12 protein-coding genes are annotated in these 17,302 nt (G+C 74.1%); 4 read left to right on the top strand and 8 right to left on the bottom strand.

The window, feature by feature from the left end:
* The first annotated feature begins 53 nt into the window (after positions 1 to 53).
* Complete coding sequence (locus OHA30_RS22315; protein ID WP_328915628.1) at positions 54 to 764, top strand: RDD family protein; 711 nt, start codon at positions 54 to 56, stop codon at positions 762 to 764.
* 101 nt (positions 765 to 865) lie between these two features.
* Here OHA30_RS22315 and purH read toward each other — a convergent pair whose 3' ends face one another.
* Positions 866 to 2,446, bottom strand: coding sequence for a bifunctional phosphoribosylaminoimidazolecarboxamide formyltransferase/IMP cyclohydrolase (purH, locus tag OHA30_RS22310; RefSeq protein ID WP_328915627.1), 1,581 nt, complete (start codon positions 2,444 to 2,446; stop codon positions 866 to 868).
* Positions 2,443 to 3,066: a phosphoribosylglycinamide formyltransferase gene (gene purN / locus OHA30_RS22305; protein ID WP_328915626.1), complete on the bottom strand. Its 624-nt coding sequence runs from the start codon at positions 3,064 to 3,066 to the stop codon at positions 2,443 to 2,445. Before purN ends, purH begins: the two co-directional genes overlap by 4 nt.
* A gap of 258 nt (positions 3,067 to 3,324) precedes the next feature.
* Here purN and OHA30_RS22300 point away from each other — a divergent pair, with 258 nt between their 5' ends.
* The gene (locus OHA30_RS22300) at positions 3,325 to 4,113 is read left to right on the top strand and encodes a hypothetical protein (protein WP_328915625.1); all 789 of its coding nucleotides are present in this window, start codon (positions 3,325 to 3,327) and stop codon (positions 4,111 to 4,113) included.
* Positions 4,114 to 5,108: 995 nt separating this feature from the next.
* On the opposite strand, the gene OHA30_RS22295 is transcribed toward OHA30_RS22300, so the two are convergent.
* Positions 5,109 to 6,443 carry a cell division protein PerM gene (locus OHA30_RS22295; protein WP_328915624.1) on the bottom strand — a complete coding sequence of 445 codons (1,335 nt, stop codon included), beginning with the start codon at positions 6,441 to 6,443 and terminating at the stop codon, positions 5,109 to 5,111.
* Between the two features lie 164 nt (positions 6,444 to 6,607).
* Here OHA30_RS22295 and OHA30_RS22290 point away from each other — a divergent pair, with 164 nt between their 5' ends.
* On the top strand, positions 6,608 to 8,071 hold the full coding sequence (locus tag OHA30_RS22290; RefSeq protein WP_328915623.1) for a sigma factor-like helix-turn-helix DNA-binding protein: 1,464 nt from the start codon (positions 6,608 to 6,610) through the stop codon (positions 8,069 to 8,071).
* Positions 8,072 to 8,087: 16 nt separating this feature from the next.
* On the opposite strand, the gene sucD is transcribed toward OHA30_RS22290, so the two are convergent.
* The 5 genes from sucD to OHA30_RS22265 form a co-directional block, all read right to left on the bottom strand.
* On the bottom strand, positions 8,088 to 8,972 hold the full coding sequence (gene sucD, locus OHA30_RS22285; RefSeq protein ID WP_328915622.1) for a succinate--CoA ligase subunit alpha: 885 nt from the start codon (positions 8,970 to 8,972) through the stop codon (positions 8,088 to 8,090).
* 21 nt (positions 8,973 to 8,993) lie between these two features.
* Entirely contained in the window at positions 8,994 to 10,166 is a 1,173-nt protein-coding gene (gene sucC / locus OHA30_RS22280; RefSeq protein WP_328915621.1) for an ADP-forming succinate--CoA ligase subunit beta, read from the bottom strand.
* A 298-nt stretch (positions 10,167 to 10,464) separates the two neighbouring features.
* Positions 10,465 to 11,628 (bottom strand): VWA domain-containing protein, encoded by a 1,164-nt coding sequence (locus OHA30_RS22275; protein WP_328915620.1) that lies wholly within the window; start codon positions 11,626 to 11,628, stop codon positions 10,465 to 10,467.
* The gene (locus OHA30_RS22270) at positions 11,625 to 14,510 is read right to left on the bottom strand and encodes a DUF5682 family protein (protein WP_328915619.1); all 2,886 of its coding nucleotides are present in this window, start codon (positions 14,508 to 14,510) and stop codon (positions 11,625 to 11,627) included. Before OHA30_RS22270 ends, OHA30_RS22275 begins: the two co-directional genes overlap by 4 nt.
* Entirely contained in the window at positions 14,507 to 15,619 is a 1,113-nt protein-coding gene (locus OHA30_RS22265; protein ID WP_328915618.1) for an ATP-binding protein, read from the bottom strand. The genes OHA30_RS22270 and OHA30_RS22265 overlap by 4 nt, the downstream gene beginning before the upstream one ends.
* A 139-nt stretch (positions 15,620 to 15,758) precedes the next feature.
* On the opposite strand from OHA30_RS22265, the gene OHA30_RS22260 reads away from it, so the two are divergent.
* On the top strand, positions 15,759 to 17,090 hold the full coding sequence (locus tag OHA30_RS22260; RefSeq protein ID WP_328915617.1) for an SWIM zinc finger family protein: 1,332 nt from the start codon (positions 15,759 to 15,761) through the stop codon (positions 17,088 to 17,090).
* Positions 17,091 to 17,302 lie beyond the last annotated feature (212 nt).

The raw sequence follows: 17,302 nt of genomic DNA, 5'->3' as shown, positions 1-17,302 counted from the left end.
CCGGGGCCCCACGATGTGCCGCGTCCCCGGAAACGCCCGTCCCCGCCCAAAGGATGCCGCACGTGACCCAGCCCCCCGACCCCGCGAACCCCTACGGCGGCCAGCCGCAGCAGCCGTACGGCAGTCCGCCGCCGCAGCAGCCGTACGGTTATCCGCAGCAGCCCTCGTATCCGCAGCAGGGACCGTACGGCGGCCAGCCGGACCCTTACGCCGCCTATCCGCAGCCGCCCGGCGGTCCCACGCCCTACTACCCGCAGAACGGCCTGCCGCCCGGCATGCCACCGCTGGCGAGCTGGGGCGCCCGGGTGGGTGCGACACTGCTCGACGGCCTGATGTTCATGCTCATACCGATCGGCCTCATCATGGCCGGATATGTGCAGTTCATCAGCAAGTTCATCGACGCGCAGGACGCCTGCGACCGCGCGGGCACTTCCTCGGCCGACTGCCCGACCCCGGACCTCCCGGGCAGCGCTCTCGGGCTGATCGCCATCGGCGCCGTGCTCTCCCTGATCGCCGCCCTCTACCTCTGCTACCGCGAGGGCAAGACGGGCCAGACCCCCGGCAAGCGGATCGTCGGCATCCGGCTGCTCAAGGAGTACGACGGCGCCACGCTGGGCTTCGGCCTCGCCTTCGGCCGCCGACTGCTGCACGTGGTGGACGGTGCCGCCTGCTACCTCGGCTACCTGTGGCCGCTGTGGGACAACAAGAACCAGACCTTCACCGACAAGATCGTGCACACGGTGGTCATCAAGGACCGGTCCTGACCGACCCGGCCGGGTCCTTAGCCCGGTACGACCTGGAGGCCGCACCCCCGTTGCTCAGGGGGTGCGGCCTCCGGCCGTCTCGCGTCGCTACCGGGCGCGGATCAGTGGAAGAAGTGCCGCGTACCGGTGAGGTACATCGTCACGCCCGCCTTGCGCGCGGCCTCCACGACCGCCTCGTCGCGGATCGAACCACCGGGCTGGGCCACGGCCTTGACGCCCGCGGCGGTCAGCACCTCCAGCCCGTCGGGGAACGGGAAGAACGCGTCGGAGGCCGCGTACGAGCCCGCGGCGCGCTCGGCGCCCGCCCGCTCGACCGCGAGCTTCGCGGAGTCGACCCGGTTGACCTGGCCCATGCCGACGCCGACCGTGGCGCCGCCCTTGGCGAGCAGGATCGCGTTGGACTTCACGGCCCGGCAGGCGCGCCAGGCGAACGCCAGCTCGGCCAGCTCCTCTTCGGGCAGCGGGTCGCCGGTGGCCAGCGTCCAGGTGGTCGGGTCGTCGCCCTCGGCCTGGAGGCGGTCCTTGACCTGGACCAGCACACCGCCCTCGATCGGCCGCTGCTCGGTCACCGCCCCGGGCGCGTCGGGGCAGCGCAGCACCCGGATGTTCTTCTTGCGGGCCAGCACCTCGACGGCGCCGTCCTCGTACGCCGGGGCGACGATCACCTCGGTGAAGATCTCCGCGACCTGCTCGGCCATCGCCACCGACACCGGCCGGTTGACCGCGATCACACCGCCGTACGCCGACAGCGGGTCACAGGCGTGCGCCCTGCGGTGCGCCTCGGCGACATCCGCGCCCACCGCGATCCCGCACGGGTTGGCGTGCTTGACGATCGCCACGCAGGTCTGCTCGTGGTCGTACGCGGCCCGGCGCGCGGCCTCGGTGTCCGTGTAGTTGTTGTACGACATCTCCTTGCCGTGCAGCTGCTCGGCGCCCGCCAGGCCCGTGCCGCTGCCGTCGACGTAGAGCGCCGCGCCCTGGTGCGGGTTCTCGCCGTAGCGCAGGGTGTGCTGACGGGTGTACGTGCCGCCGGTGAACGCGGGGAAGCCGCTGTCGTCGGCCGCGTAGCCCTCGGCGAACCAGGAGGCGACGGTCACGTCGTACGCGGCCGTGTGCGCGAACGCCTCGGCGGCCAGCCGCTTGCGGGTCGTGAGGTCGAAGCCGCCGTCGGTGGCCGCGGCGAGTACGTCCGCGTACCGGTCGGGGCTGGTGACCACCGCGACGCTCGGGTGGTTCTTCGCGGCGGCGCGGACCATCGAGGGGCCGCCGATGTCGATCTGCTCGACGCACTCGTCGTCGCTCGCGCCCGAGGCGACCGTCTCGCGGAAGGGGTAGAGGTTCACCACGACCAGCTCGAACGGCCGTACGCCCAGCTCGTCGAGCTGTCGGCGGTGGTCGTCGAGCCGCAGGTCGGCGAGGATGCCCGCGTGCACCTTGGGGTGCAGCGTCTTGACCCGGCCGTCCAGGCACTCCGGGAAGCCGGTCAGCTCCTCGACCTTCGTCACCGGCAGGCCGGCGGCGGCGATCCGCCCGGCGGTCGAGCCGGTCGACACCAGCTCGACGCCCGCGTCGTGCAGGCCGCGGGCCAGCTCCTCCAAGCCGGTCTTGTCGTAGACGCTGATCAGCGCGCGGCGGAAGGGCCGCTTCGTGCCGTCGTTCTGCGTGCTGCGCTCGGCGCTCATGCCGGAATCAGTACCTTTCGTCCCTCAATGCGGTAGCCGTCGCGCGACAGCCGCCCCACAACGTCGACGAGCAGTCCTCGCTCGACTTCCTTGATGCGCTCGTGGAGCGCTTCTTCCGTGTCGTCCGGCCGGACCTCGACCACGCTCTGGGCGATGACCGGGCCGGTGTCGACGCCGTCGTCGACGAAGTGGACGGTGCACCCGGTCACCTTCGCGCCGTACGCGAGCGCGTCGCGCACGCCGTGCGCACCGGGGAAACTCGGCAGGAGCGCGGGGTGCGTGTTCATGAACCGCCCCCCGAACCTGGCCAGGAACTCCTTGCCGACGATCTTCATAAAACCGGCCGAGACCACGAGGTCGGGCTCGTACCCGGCGGTCGCCGCGGTGAGGGCCCGGTCCCAGGCGGCCCGGTCCTCGTGGTCCTTCACCCTGACGACGAAGGTGGGCAGTCCGGCGCGCTCGGCGCGCTCCAGCCCGGCGATGTTGTCGCGGTCGGCGCCGACCGCGACGATCCGGGCGCCGTAGGAGGGGTCGTTGTCGATGGCGTCGAGCAGCGCCTGCAGGTTCGTACCCGAACCGGAGACGAGGACGACAAGGCGGGCGGGGGTACGGGGGGCCACTGGCGGGGGCTCTCTCGGGGCGGTACTGGATGTTGGATGATCGTACGAGAAGGGGGCCGCTCGGATTCCGGGGAACCCTACGAGGCCGCCGTCCGTCAGCAACGATACCGGCACTACGGACAGCCCCCACGGGACGGGGGAGCGCGCGGACGGTAGCGTCTGCCGAGAGAGCGGGACTCCGCGCGCCCCCGGTGCGCGAGTCAGAGCGACCTGAAAGCACGTGTCAGCTACTCGCTACGAGGAGTCGAGCCCAAGGGGATGGCGCATCACATCATGAGCAGCGAACGCAATCATCTCGTGCTGCGCGCGCCCGAGGGCGATCAGCGGGACAACCCGTTCGCGCCTCCGCCCGAGGGGGCGGAGGACCGGCCGTGGCAGCCGCGGCAGCCGGAGGAGCCGGGGGCCGGGACCGAGGGGTCTACGGACGGGGCTCCTTCCGGGCCGCCGTCCGCGGCACCGTCCGGGGCGCCTACCGCGTGGGGCAGCCAGTGGAGCAGCCAGCAGCCGCAGTCCGGGCGGCCGGACCCCTTCGCCCGGCGGCCGGAGGGCGGCGGGCAGGGGCCGAGCGGGCCGCAGGGCACGGGGCCGCGCTTCGACCCGACGGATCCGGCGCACCGGCGGTCGCGTTACGCCCTGGTGTGCGGCGGGTGGGGGCTGATCTTCGCGCTCCTCGGGTGGACCGCGGTCGGTCTGCTGCTCGGGGCGCTGGCGCTCTACTGGGGGATCAGCGCGCTGCGGATGTCCCCGGCGGACCGTGCGGCGGCGCGGGCGGCGGCGGCTTCCGCGCTGGCGGAGGCGGCGCAGAGCCCGCGGCCGGCGCCGCCGGCGCCGGGGCCGGAGGCGCAGCGGTCGTTCCGTACGGCGGTGTGGAGCGGGATCGTGACGAGTGCGCTCGCGCTGGCGGTGGTGGCGGCGACGTACAGCTTCCACTTCGCGTACCGCGACTACTACGCGTGCAAGGCGGACGCGTTGACGGCGCCGGCCTCCCATGCCTGCCAAAAACTCCTCCCGGGCCCCCTCCGCGACCTCCCCGCCCTCCACGACTAGGCCGTCCCCGGCCCGCCCCCGGGGCCCGGGCGCTTCTTGCCGCCGGGGCGGAAGAGCACACGTCGGCACGCCCCCGACGGCCGGGGGCGGACGCCCGGCAGGTGCCGTTGCCCAACTTCTTGCCGCCGCGACGGCGAGACGACACACGACGCAACCCGGCGGCGCCGAACCGCCCGGACCGGCAGCACGGCACCGCCGAGACGCGCCAACCCGCGTCCCGCCGCGGCGGCGGAGAGAAGGGGTGCGTCGGCACCCCCTCACCCCTGTTGCCCAAGGCAACGGCGCCGCCTGGCCACAGGAGCGACCCGCTGCCCCACCCCGCCGCCCCGGCGGCGCCAGCCACCAGGGGCCATTGCCCGCAGGGCAACTTCCTTCCGCCGCAACGGCGGGACGGCACACGACGCGAACCGGCGGCGCCGAACCGGCAGCACGGCACCGCCGATAACCGGCAACCCGCGTCCCGCCGCCGCGGCGGAGAGAAGGCGCGCGCCGGCACCCCCTCACCCCTGTTGCCCAAGGCAACGGCGCCGCCTGGCCACAGGGGCGACCCGCTGCCCCACCCCGCCGGCGGCGCCAGCCACCAGGGGCCATTGCCCGCAGGGCAACTTCCTTCCGCCGCGACGGCGGGACGGCACACGACGCGAACCGGCGGCGCCGAACCGCCCGGACCGGCAGCACGGCACCGCCGAACCGGCAGGTCCCCGCGTCCCGCCGCGGCGGCGGCAACGGGGTGCGCGTCCGGCACGCACCCCCTCGCCTCAACCGCCTGGCCGCAGGCTCGACCACAGCCCCGTTGCCCGCAGGGCAACTTCCTTCCGCCGCGACGGCGAGACGACACACGACGCGACCCGGCGGCGCCGAACCGCCCGGACCGGCAAGCACGGCACCGCCGAGACGCGCCAACCCGCGTCCCGCCGCGACGGCGGAGAGAAGGGGCACGTCGGCACGCCCCGGTGGGCGGTCCCGTTGGCAACCCGTGACGCGCGCCGCAGGCGTCAGGCGTGGGGGAGAAAGCGGAGTGCCGCGTTCCATAGGGGGCGGCATCGCGGGGCCACGCGGGTGAGGAGGGACGTGGGGAGGGCGACCGCCACGGTCCACGCGAGGGCCGCGGGCCCCGCGAGCCACCACGTCGGCCCAAAGCGGGCGAGCGTCCCCGTACCGAGCGCCCCACCCGACCACGCAGCGAGCACAGCGAACCCGCACCCGCACACAACCCCCGCCCCCGCCACGACCCGGACCGTACGCCACACGGCCCACCCCCGACCCCCGGCCCACCACCCCATGACGCCCCCCGCGGCACCGGGCACCACGAGCGTGACCCACCCGACCCAGCCGCCCACCCCCGGCTGGGGCAACGCGGCCAGCAGCGGAAACGCCGGCAGCAACCCGTACCCCGAAGCGCCCGCAGGGCCCACCGCACTGCCGACCCCCACCGAGAACCCGACGCCGAGCCCGTACGAAGCCGCCCACACCGCCAGGTTCGGCACGAGCGCGACCGCGAGCAGCAGGACCGCGAACCGTCCCACGAGGGGCCCACTGAGCTGCGCGTACGTCCGCCCCGACGCCCCCGCGTGCCACGCGAGCGACACCGCGCCGAGCAGCGCCCCGCCCGCGAGCAGCACCCCGCCGGCGATCCCGGCCCCCCGCAGCGCCGCCCCGATCTCCTCCCCGACCGCCCCGAAGAACGCCGGCCGCCCGCACCCCTTCCACGCCCCGGCCCCGGCGGCGACCGCCGCGAACAGCAGCACGTAGAGCGCGGTGAGCACGTTCACCCGCAAGGACCCGCCGGCCGCCCAGCCCACCACGACCGCGGCCACCACGAGGTACCCGCCGAGTACCCGCCCGGCCACCAGCGCCGCCTCGCGGGGGTCCTCCGGGTCGGCCTCGGTGACCACCGACGCCGTACCTCGGTAGAGCAGCCACGCGGGCAACGCGCTGAGCAGCAGCGGGGTGACGGCGACCGGCGCCGGGTCGCCGGACAGCGTGCCGGTCCGTACGAGTTCGGCGCCCTGCGCGAGCAGCCACAGCCCGGCGCCGATGTGCAGCGCCCCGCCGAGCCCGCTCTCGGGGAAGGGCGAACTCATCCACAGCAGCAGGACCACCGTGATGACCGCCCCGAGCCCGAGCCCGGCCGCGGACATCCCCCCGGCGAAGGCGGACGCCCGGACGGCGGGCCACGCCGCTCTCGCCCCTGCCGCCTCCTCGGGCTCGGAGTCGAACTCGGGCTCGGACCTGGGCTCGGGCCCGGTTACGGCTCCGGCTCCGGCTCCGGTCTCGGGAGGGTCGGGCGGCGGTACGGGGGCCGTTGCGGATTCGCTCGTGTGCGTCACGACCCCCCATCGTGCCAACAACACCCGTTTTGCCCCGGCAGCGGGCGGAAAGTCGTCGTGTCGTTCATGATGGGGCTTATGTGTGCTTTTTTCCGATCGTCATCTCTACCGATCGACGGCTCATACGGAAATGCCGGTACGAGGCCCGACCCCGGGACGCCCCGATGACCGCCCGCAGGAAGTCGCAGAAGCGGCGCAAGGGGGCGCGGGCGCGCAAGCCGGGAGTGGCCGCGCCGCCGCGCAAGCCCGGTGCTGCGGCGTCCGCCACGGCTCCGGCGGCCCGGGTCACCCTCCCCGCCGCCGCGCACGTACTGCCGCGTACGTACCGTCCTGTCGCGGCCATGCCCGCGCCGCCGCCCGTACCGGCCGAACCCCCGGCCCCGCCCGGACCCCCGCCGCCGGCCCCACCGCGCAAGGGCCCGCCGAGCAAGGCCACTCCGCGTAAGAACCCCACGCCCAAGCCCGCGCCGCACCGAAACACGACGACAAAAGCCGCGCCACCCAAGCCCGCACCACGCGAGGGCGCAACGGCGAAACCGACCGCCCGCGGGGACACGCCGCTCAAGGCCGCCACGCCCAAGCCCGCGCCGCGCGAGGGCACGACGACGAAAGCCGTGCCGCCCAAGTCCACCTCGCGTACGGCGACGCCGCGCGAAGGCAGGACGCTCAAGGCCGGCCCGCCCAAGACCACGACGGCCAAGGCGCCCTCGCGCGAAGCCCCGCCGCGCAAAGCCGACCCGCCGCCCAAGACGCCGCCACGCGAAGCCCAGCCTCGCGCGGCCGCGCCGACCAGGACCTCCCCGCCGCGCGAGGCGGCAGGCGCGCCGCAGACCGCCCGGACCCCCGAAGCCGCCTTCGACGCGCTCTACCGCGGCGGCGCCCCCGCCCTCCTGCGCCAGGTCGAACTCCTCACCGGCGACCCCCTCTTCACCCGCCAGGCCGTGGCCCACGCCTATGACCAGGCATGGCAGCACTGGCCCGAGGTCGCCGGGGACAGCGACCCGGCGGGCTGGGTGCGGGCGGCGGCGTACGACTACGCGCTCGCGCCCTGGCAGCACTGGATCCCGGGCCACCGCCCGCACCCCCGTACCCCGGACGGCCCCCTGGAGGCCGCGCTGCTCGACCTGCCGCCGACCCAGCGCCGCGCGGTGCTGCTCTACGACGGGCTCGGGCTCGACCTGCCGGAGGCGGCGGCCGAGGCCGAGGCCAGTACGGTCGCGGCGGCGGGCCGGATCCTCCGGGCGCGGAAGGCGCTGACCGCGGCCGTACCGGATCTGGCCGACGAGGCCGAACTGCCGGTACGACTGGGCGCGCTGCTCGACGCGGACCCGGAGGCGGAGCCGCCGGGAGCGCCCGAGGGCGTACGGGACGCGAGCGAGCGCGGGGCGCGGCGCCGAACCGCCGGGGTCTTCGCGGCGACCGGGCTGATCGCGCTGGCGGCCACCGTGGCCGTGGCGATCGGGCCCGCGCACCTGACGGACACCGGGCCGCGCCAGGCCGGCCCGCCCGCCCCCACGTCGACGCACCCGCAGGAGCCGCAGGGCCCGCAGGGTTCGTTGACCCCCGGACGCCGGAACGGCGCGGGCCCGTCCCCTTCCGGGGTACGGACCCACGCCGTCACACGGTGAAGCCGAGGCGCCTGCCTCAGCCCGCGAGGATCGCCCGCGCGAGCCGAGCCGTCTCGGACGGCGTCTTGCCGACCTTGACGCCCGCGGCCTCCAGCGCCTCCTTCTTCGCCTGGGCCGTGCCCGACGAGCCGGAGACGATGGCGCCCGCGTGGCCCATCGTCTTGCCCTCGGGCGCGGTGAAGCCGGCGACGTAGCCGACGACCGGCTTCGTCACGTTCTTCTCGATGAAGGCCGCGGCCCGCTCCTCGGCGTCGCCACCGATCTCGCCGATCATGACGATCAGATCGGTGTCGGGGTCGGCCTCGAACGCGGCGAGCGCGTCGATGTGTGTCGTGCCGATGATCGGGTCGCCGCCGATGCCGATGGCGGACGAGAAGCCGATGTCCCGCAGCTCGTACATCATCTGGTACGTCAGCGTGCCGGACTTCGACACCAGGCCGATCCGGCCGGGCTTGGTGATGTCGCCGGGGATGATGCCCGCGTTGGACTGGCCGGGGGTGATCAGGCCGGGACAGTTCGGGCCGATGATCCGGGTCTTGTTGCCCTTGGCCTGGGCGAGCGCCCAGAACGCGGCGCTGTCGTGCACCGCGACACCCTCGGTGATCACGACGGCGAGCGGGATCTCGGCCTCGATGGCCTCGACGACCGCGCTCTTGGTGAACTTCTCCGGGACGAAGATGACCGTCACGTCCGCGCCGGTGGCCTCGATGGCCTCCTTGACGGTGCCGAAGACCGGTACCTCGCCCTGGTCGAAGGAGACCGTGGTGCCGGCCTTGCGCGGGTTGACGCCGCCGACGATGTTGGTGCCGTCCGCGAGCATCAGCCGGGTGTGCTTCATGCCGGTGCCGCCGGTCATGCCCTGGACGATGACCTTGCTGTCCTTGGTCAGGAAGATAGCCATGGTTGTCGGTGTCCTCGTCCCTTACTTCGCGGCCAGCTCGGCGGCCTTGTCGGCCGCGCCGTCCATGGTGTCCACTCGCTGCACCAGCGGGTGATTCGCGTCGGACAGGATCTTGCGACCCAGCTCCGCGTTGTTGCCGTCCAGGCGGACGACCAGGGGCTTGGTGACGTCCTCGCCCTTGGACTTCAGCAGTTCGAGGGCCTGAACAATGCCGTTGGCCACCTCGTCACAGGCGGTGATGCCGCCGAAGACGTTGACGAACACGGACTTCACATCCGGGTCGCCGAGGATGATCTCCAGGCCGTTGGCCATGACCTCGGCGCTGGCGCCGCCGCCGATGTCCAGGAAGTTGGCGGGCTTCACGCCGCCGTGGGCCTCGCCGGCGTACGCGACGACGTCCAGGGTGCTCATCACAAGACCCGCGCCGTTGCCGATGATGCCGACCTGGCCGTCGAGCTTGACGTAGTTGAGGCCCTTGGCCTTGGCCTTCGCCTCCAGCGGGTTGGCGGCGGCCTTGTCCTCCAGCGCCTCGTGCTCGGGCTGCCGGAAGGCGGCGTTCTCGTCGAGCGAGACCTTGCCGTCCAGGGCGACGATCTTGCCGTCACCGGTCTTGACCAGCGGGTTGACCTCGACGAGCAGCGCGTCCTCCTTGATGAAGACGGTCCACAGCTGCTGGAGCACGGAGGCGACCTGGTCGGCGATCTCGGCCGGGAACTTCGCCGCGGCCACGATCTCGGCGGCCTTCTCCGGGGTCACGCCCTCGATCGCGTCGACCGCGACCTTGGCCAGCGCCTCGGGGTTCTTCTCGGCGACGACCTCGATCTCGACGCCGCCCTCGACGGAGGCCATGGCGAGGAAGGTGCGGTTGGTGCGGTCGAGCAGGAAGGAGACGTAGTACTCCTCCTTGATGTCCGCGGTCTGGGCGAGCATCACCTTGTGGACCGTGTGGCCCTTGATGTCCATCCCAAGGATCGCCTCGGCCTTGGCGACCGCGTCGGCCGGGTCGGCGGCGAGCTTCACGCCACCGGCCTTGCCGCGGCCGCCGACCTTGACCTGCGCCTTGACGACCGCACGGCCGCCGAGCCGCTCCGCCACCTCGCGCGCCGCCTCAGGCGTGTCGATGACTTCACCGGCCAGCACCGGTACACCGTGCTTGGCGAAGAGGTCCCTCGCCTGGTACTCGAACAGGTCCACGCGCGTCCGTCTCCCTTTTCCCTGGTTTCCCTGGTTCCTGGCTTTTCCCCGGATGCTTCCCGGGATTCGGCGTCCCGCGGGCGGCTGCCGCCAGATGTACGGCGCTGCCTGGTCTGCCGGGGCGTGCCGCTACGGGCAGGGCAACTGCGCTGTCACAGGGAAGCGCACACGGTGACCGAGTACGCGGCATGTCCGTCTTGCAGGTTATCGCCGAGGGCCATGGGGGCCTAAACCGCAGATCACATGTGAGCGGTGAGAACGGTCACAGATCGCCTTCCTCACGTTTCTCGCACGTCTTTCACACGTCCGGTATCGGCAGCGGGCGTTTTTCGATCGCGGCGGCCATGACCTCGGGGAAGAGGTCGGGGGTGCAGGCGAACGCCGGGGCGTCCAGGGCCGCAAGCGCCGCCGCGTGCTCCCGGTCGTAGGCGGGCGCGCCCTCGTCCGACAGCGCGAGCAGGGCCACGAACTGCACCCCCGACGCCTTCATCGCCGCCACCCGTTTGAGCATCTCGTCGCGGATCCCGCCCTCGTACAGATCACTGATCAGGACGACGACGGTGTCCGCCGGACGGGTGATCAGGGACTGGCAGTACGCCAGCGCGCGGTTGATGTCGGTGCCGCCGCCGAGCTGTGTGCCGAACAGGACGTCGACCGGGTCGTCCAGTTGTTCGGTGAGATCGACCACGGCGGTGTCGAAGACGACCAGCTTGGTGTCGATCGACCGCATCGAGGCGAGCACGGCGCCGAAGACCGAGGCGTAGACGACGGACGCGGCCATCGAACCCGACTGGTCGATGCACAGGACGACGTCCTTCTTCACGGCCCGGTCGGCGCGGCCGTACCCGATCAGGCGCTCGGGGACGATCGTGCCGTGCTCGGGCAGATAGTGCTTGAGATTGGCCCGAATCGTGCGGTCCCAGTCGATGTCGCGGTGCCGGGGGCGGTTGACCCGGGCGGAACGGTCGAGCGCCCCCGTCAGCGTCGCCCTGGTGCGGGTGGCGAGCCGCTTCTCCAGATCGTCGACCACCTTGCGGACCACCGCCCGCGCGGTCTCCTTGGTCGTCTCGGGCATCGCCTTGTTCAGCGAGAGCAGGGTGCCGACCAGGTGCACGTCGGCCTCGACGGCCTCCAGCATCTCCGGCTCCAGCAGCAGCGCGGACAGGCCGAGCCGGTCGATGGCGTCGCGCTGCATCACCTGAACGACGGAACTGGGAAAGTACGTACGGATGTCGCCGAGCCAGCGGGCGACCTGCGGGGCGGAGCCGCCGAGGCCGGCCGAGCGGTCGGTGCCGCGGTCCGCGGTCCGGTCGCCCCGATCACCGCTCCGGTTGCCGTAGAGGGCGGCGAGCGTACGGTCCATCGCCGCGTCGCGCCCTGCGAGTTCACGGCCGGTGCCGTCGGCCTGACCGCCGCCGAGGACGAGTCGCCAGCGGCGCAGCCGCTCGTCGGTGTCCGTCATCTCCCATTACCCCCAAGGTCGGCCGGCTCCAGGGCGGTTGTCATGGGCCGGTTGAGCAGTAGTCGTACGGTCCGGTCGGCGGCGAACGCGCGGGTCCGGTCGAGGCCGGGGCCGAAGCCGGGCAGCCCGGCTTCGGCGGTGCCGGACGTGCCCGCCGGACGGCGGGCGGCGGTGGGCCCACGGCGCACCAACTCGCCCACCGAGCGGCGCACTCCGGGCTCGAAGTCCGCGAACGTCCGCCGCAGCAGCGGCAGTACATCCGTGAACGCGTCCCCGGTCACGCTCGTCAGCCACCCGTCCACGAGGGCGAGCAGCCGCTCGTCGTGGACCAGCAGCATGCCGCCGCCGGCGAGGAAGCCCTCGACCCACGCGGCCGCTTCGGCCGGGCCGGTGCCGGGGGACAGCGCGAGGCCCATCAGACGCGCGGTCTCCTCCGCGCTCAGCCGCCCGTCGTCCATGAGCAGCCGCGCGGCGGCGCCCCGCAGCACCCCGGGTATCACCCCGTCCCGCTCGGCGATCCCCCGCAGCACCCCCGCCCAACGCTCCCGCAACTCGCCTCCGGCGGGGGCGAGCACGGCGTCCGAGCCCCCGCCCCGCGCGGACCCGGCATCCGCCGGACCGGCCGGGGGTGTTGTTGCACCTTCGGCGCCGGGCTCGGGGCCGGCGGGCAGGCCCGGGGCCGGCGGCACGGAAGCCATCTCCCCGGCCGGGACGGCGGGCGCGGGGGCAGCCGTACCCGGCTCGGCTCCGGCCCCATCGAGGCGGACCAACACCAGAGCTGACGGTCCGGCCAACGCACCCTCCCCCACCCCGGCGCCGGACTCGGTACCGGCGGGCAGGCCCGGGGCCGACGGGACGGAAGCCGTCTCCCCGGCCGGGACGGCGGGCGCGGGGGCACCCGCGCCCGGCTCGGCTCCGGCCCCATCGAGGCCGACCAACACCAGAGCTGACGGTCCGGCCAACGCACCCTCCCCCACCCCGGCGCCGGACTCGGGGCTGGCGGGCAGGCCCGGGGCCGACGGGACGGAAGCCATCTCCCCGGCCGGGATAGCGGTTGCCGGGGCGGAGGGGAGGAGGGCGATCGCGCGGTGGACCTCGTGGAGGTGCGTGCGCAGGGACGCCGCCGCGTCCGTGTCGAGGCCGACGCAGGCCGACGGGAAGCCGACGCAGATGCGCTGGGCCAAGCCCTCCGCCACCCGGCCGAGCGCGGCGGAATCCGTGCCGCGCACATCGCCGTAGCGGACCGCGCGGACCAGCGCGGGCAGCGCCGCGGCCAGGTGGGCGACGTCCACGTCCAGGGCGGCGCGGTCCGCGAGCGCCCGCATCACCGTGGGCAACGCGTCCGACAGCCCGGCGAGCAGGCAGCGCTCGGCGACCGAGGTGACCTCGGCGAGAGCCGTGGCCCGCACCGCCTCGTCCTCCGCGCGGGCGGTGGCCGCGGAGTGCACGGTCGTGCCCCAGATGCCGGCCTCGGCGACCCGTATCGCCGCCTCCGGCTCCCACCGCAGCCGCCAGGTCTCCCGGAACGTCCCCTTGCCGCCGCGCGCCGACACCGGCTCGCCCCAGTCGATCCCGAGCAGCCGCAGCCGGTGCAGGAGTTGGCTACGCGCCGCGTCCGTGTCCTTGCGCAGGTCCAGGTCGAGATCGCGTTCGACCGCCTCCGGCTTGAGGCGCAGTCTGCGCTGCTCGCGGGCCAGATCGCGGGCGAGCGGCACCGCGGGGGCGTCCGGCGGCACCTCGCCGAGCACATCCCCGACGACGAGCCGGTCCCGGATCAGGGCCAGCGGTACGTCCGACCCGTCGCACATCACCGCCCGGACCGCGTCGGTGGTCTCACCGAGCCCGGCCAGCGGGCGGCCGCGCATCGCCGCGAGGGTGTCGGCGAGCCGCACGGCCTCGATGACATGGGCCGAGGACACCGGCAGGTCCTCGTCCCGCAGCAGCCCGGCGACCTTCGTCATCCAGCGCGTGACGGGCCGGTCGGGCGAGGAGAACAAGTGCCCGTACCAGCCGGGCGAGTCGATCCCGGCGCCGTATCCACTGGCCCTGGCCAGCCTGCGGTGGGTCCACGGCACCCAGGTCGCCTCGACCTTCGCCTTGGGCAGGCCCTTGAGAAGCTGCCGATCGGCCGTGGCCGTGGTCCGCGCCGCGAGCGCCGGGACGTGCCAGGCGCCGCACACCACGGCCGTCCTGTCGTACGCGCGCCGGGCCTCGCGGACCCGCAGCCGCATATGGGCCTCCCGCAGCGGGTCCTGGGCGTGGCCGCCGTCGCCGTACGTCTCCCGGATCGCGGTCATCGCCTCGGCCAGCGCCGTGAAGGGGGTCAGCGCGTCCCCCTCCCCCTCGCCGCCGCGGTGCTCGACCGCGTCCTCCCACCAGCGCTCGGGGTCGTCGTACCCCGCGGTCTCGGCGAGGACGGCGAGCGGGTCGATCCGTACGGCGGCCGCGTCGGGGCCGTCACCCGTTCCGTCCTCCGGACCGGCCTCGGACGCCTCCGTGCCGTCCGCGGCCCGCAGGGCGAGCGTGTGGGCGGCGGGCAGGTCGATGAAGCGGATCTCCGCCCCCGCCTTGGCCGCCCACTGGATCGCCACCCACTCGGGCGAGAACTCGGCGAAGGGCCAGAACCCGGCCCTGGCCGGCTCGTCCACGACGTGGGCGAGCAGCGCGACGGGCGGGCGCATCGCGGGGTCGGCGGCCAGCGCGGTGAGCGCGTCGGCCTCCGGCGGGCCCTCGATGAGGACGGCCTGCGGCCGGTACGCGTCCAGCGCGGCCCGCACCGCGCGGGCCGAACCGGGGCCGTGGTGCCGTACGCCCAGCAGTACGAGGTCGTCCTCGGTACCCGGCGGGCGCGTCGCCTGCGGAGTGGTGGTCGGGGTCGTCATGCCGACACCTCACGGCAGGCACGGTAGAAGTCCTTCCAGCCGTCCCGCTCCCTGACGACCGTCTCCAGATACTCCTGCCAGATCAGCCGGTCGGCGGCCGGGTCCCGGACCACCGCGCCGAGGATGCCTGCGGCGACGTCCCCGGCGCGCAGCACGCCGTCCCCGAAGTGGGCGGCCAGGGCCAGGCCGTTGGTGACCACGGAGATCGCCTCGGCCGTGGAGAGCGTGCCCGACGGGGACTTGAGCTTGGTGCGGCCGTCGTCGGTGACGCCGCCGCGCAGCTCGCGGAAGACGGTGACCACCCGGCGGATCTCGTCCGCGCCGCGCGGCGCGGCGGGCAGGTCGAGGCTGCCGCCGATCTGCTCGACCCGGCGCGAGACGATGTCCACCTCGTCCTGCGCGGTGGCGGGCAGCGGCAGCACCACCGTGTTGAAACGGCGGCGCAGCGCGCTCGACAGATCGTTGACCCCCCGGTCGCGGTCGTTGGCGGTCGCTATCACGTTGAAGCCGCGCACCGCCTGGGTCTCGGTGCCCAGCTCCGGTATCGGCAGCGTCTTCTCGGACAGGATCGTGATCAGCCCGTCCTGCACGTCGGCCGGGATACGGGTCAGCTCCTCGATACGCGCGATCCGGCCCTCGGCCATCGCCCGCATGACCGGGCTGTGCACGAGCGCGGCCGGGCTCGGGCCGTGGGTGAGGAGCTGCGCGTAGTTCCACCCGTAGCGGATCGCCTCTTCCGGTGTGCCCGCGGTGCCCTGCACGAGCAGCGTGGAGTCCCCGCTGATCGCGGCGGCGAGATGCTCCGACACCCAGGTCTTGGCCGTGCCGGGCACGCCGAGCAGCAGCAGCGCGCGGTCGGTGGCCAGCGTGGTGACGGCCACTTCGACGATGCGCCGCGGGCCCACGTACTTCGGGGTGATCACGGTCCCGTCGGGCAGCGCGCCGCCGAGGAGATACGTCGCGACCGCCCACGGCGAGAGTTTCCAGCGGGCCGGGCGCGGCCGGTCGTCGGCGGCCGCGAGCGCGGTCAGTTCGTCCGCGAACGCGTCCTCGGCGTGCGGCCGCAGGGCCTGCTCGACACCGGGCGCCGCACTGGCTGTTGCGGTCATGGCTCTCCCCCACTCACCTCCACGGACCCCCGCGGTCCGTGCTGGTTTCCACTGTGCACCCCACCACTGACAATCGGTCACCGAGCGCTATAAGCACAGGTCAGAGCGATTGTCAGTGGGGCGTTCTACGGTCGGTGGCATGAAAACGGAAGCACGGTGGACAGCGGATCAGGTGCTCGCGCTCGCACCTGACACCGCATCACGCAAGGCGGGCGCGCGGCTCGCGACGCCCGCGCCGTGGTCCGGCACGGGGGTGGCGGGGACAGCGGTGTGGGGGTTGTGCAAGGGCAGCGGCAGCAAGCCGTATCAGACGGCCGTCGATGTGGACGGGCCGGCGTTCCGCTGCACCTGCCCGAGCCGGAAGTTCCCCTGCAAGCACGCGCTGGCGCTGCTGCTGATCTGGGCGGAGGGCGAGAGCGGGCCGGTCGGTCCGGCCGCTGAGCCGGACTGGGTGGAGCAGTGGACGGCGGCGCGGCGCAAGAAGACGGAGGCCGCGGTCGCGGGGGCGGCCGCACGGGCCTCCGGGCCCGCGGACCCGGACGCGGCGAAGCGGCGGGCCGACCGGCGGGCGGTCCGGGTGGAGGGGGGTGCGGCCGAACTGGAGCAGCGGCTGACGGACCTGTTGCGGGGCGGTCTGGCGGGGGCGGACCGGGCGGGGTATCAGCAGTGGGACGAGATCGCCGCGCGGATGGTCGACGCGCAGGCGCCCGGACTCGCCTCGCGGGTGCGGGAGTTGGGGGCGGTGGTCGCGACGGGGGGCGACTGGCCGTCGCGGATGCTGGAGGAGACGGCGCTGCTGCATCTGCTCGCCCGCGGCTTTCTCGGCCGCGAGCGACTGCCAGGACCGCTCGCGGACACAGTACGGGCGAGGGTCGGATTCACCGTCGACAGCGCGGAGTTGCTGGCCGGCCCCACGGTCCGGGGGCAGTGGCTGGTGCTGTGCCAGTACGACACGGCGGACGAGCGGCTGACCACGCGGCGGATATGGCTGTACGAGGAGGGGTCGGGGAAGTTCGCGCTTCTGCTCTCCTTCGGAGCGGCCGGGCGGGCGCCCGAACTGGCCCTGCCGGTGGGCTCGGTGGTCGACGCGGAGGTCGCCTACCATCCGTCGGCGCTCCCTCTGCGGGCGGTGCTCGGGGCGCGGCACGGGGTCACCGTCCCTCGGGGCGTGCCGTCGGGGGTGGAGGTCGAGGCGGCCCTCGCGTCGTACGGTACGGCGCTGGCCGACGATCCCTGGCTCGACGCGTGGCCGGTGCTGTTGTCCGGGGTGGTGCCCATACCCGGGGGCGGGCGGTGGCAGTTGGCCTCGGCGGAGGGGCCGGACGCGGTGCCCGTTGCCGGGGCGCCCTCCTCCGCGCTCTGGCGGCTCGCCTCCGTCTCCGGGGGCGCCCCGGTCCCCGTCTTCGCCGAACTCGGCCCCCTGGGCGTCCGTCCTCTCGCGGCATGGGCCCCCGGGCTCACGCCTCTCTGACGCGAGCCTGTCCCGGGGCGGGGCGGGGCGGCGGGTTCGCCGCCGGGCGAGTCGGGAGGCTGCCCGGGCAGGCGTGGAGAAGCTGGCGCCGGCTGGGCGCCGCCGGGCCGGGATGCGGGGGCGTTCCGCCGGATCAGCCCAGGCGTTGGGCAGTTCCCTGCGGCTCGGGGGCGGGGCTGGACCACGGCAAGCACCTCTCCCGTCGGGGGGAA

The organism is Streptomyces sp. NBC_00223, assembly GCF_036199905.1.
GTDB lineage: Bacteria > Actinomycetota > Actinomycetes > Streptomycetales > Streptomycetaceae > Actinacidiphila.
The sequence above is the reverse complement of the archived record's forward strand: the minus strand, read 5'-3'. Positions and strand labels throughout refer to the sequence as shown.

What these genes read in the sequence shown, in the direction of transcription:
- OHA30_RS22315 (WP_328915628.1), top strand. Translation starts at nt 54, where the DNA reads ATGCCGCACGTGACCCAGCCCCCCGACCCCGCGAACCCCTACGGCGGC.
- purH (WP_328915627.1), bottom strand. Translation starts at nt 2,446, where the DNA reads ATGAGCGCCGAGCGCAGCACGCAGAACGACGGCACGAAGCGGCCCTTC.
- OHA30_RS22300 (WP_328915625.1), top strand. Translation starts at nt 3,325, where the DNA reads ATGGCGCATCACATCATGAGCAGCGAACGCAATCATCTCGTGCTGCGC.
- OHA30_RS22290 (WP_328915623.1), top strand. Translation starts at nt 6,608, where the DNA reads ATGACCGCCCGCAGGAAGTCGCAGAAGCGGCGCAAGGGGGCGCGGGCG.
- sucD (WP_328915622.1), bottom strand. Translation starts at nt 8,972, where the DNA reads ATGGCTATCTTCCTGACCAAGGACAGCAAGGTCATCGTCCAGGGCATG.
- OHA30_RS22275 (WP_328915620.1), bottom strand. Translation starts at nt 11,628, where the DNA reads ATGACGGACACCGACGAGCGGCTGCGCCGCTGGCGACTCGTCCTCGGC.
- OHA30_RS22270 (WP_328915619.1), bottom strand. Translation starts at nt 14,510, where the DNA reads ATGACGACCCCGACCACCACTCCGCAGGCGACGCGCCCGCCGGGTACC.
- OHA30_RS22265 (WP_328915618.1), bottom strand. Translation starts at nt 15,619, where the DNA reads ATGACCGCAACAGCCAGTGCGGCGCCCGGTGTCGAGCAGGCCCTGCGG.
- OHA30_RS22260 (WP_328915617.1), top strand. Translation starts at nt 15,759, where the DNA reads ATGAAAACGGAAGCACGGTGGACAGCGGATCAGGTGCTCGCGCTCGCA.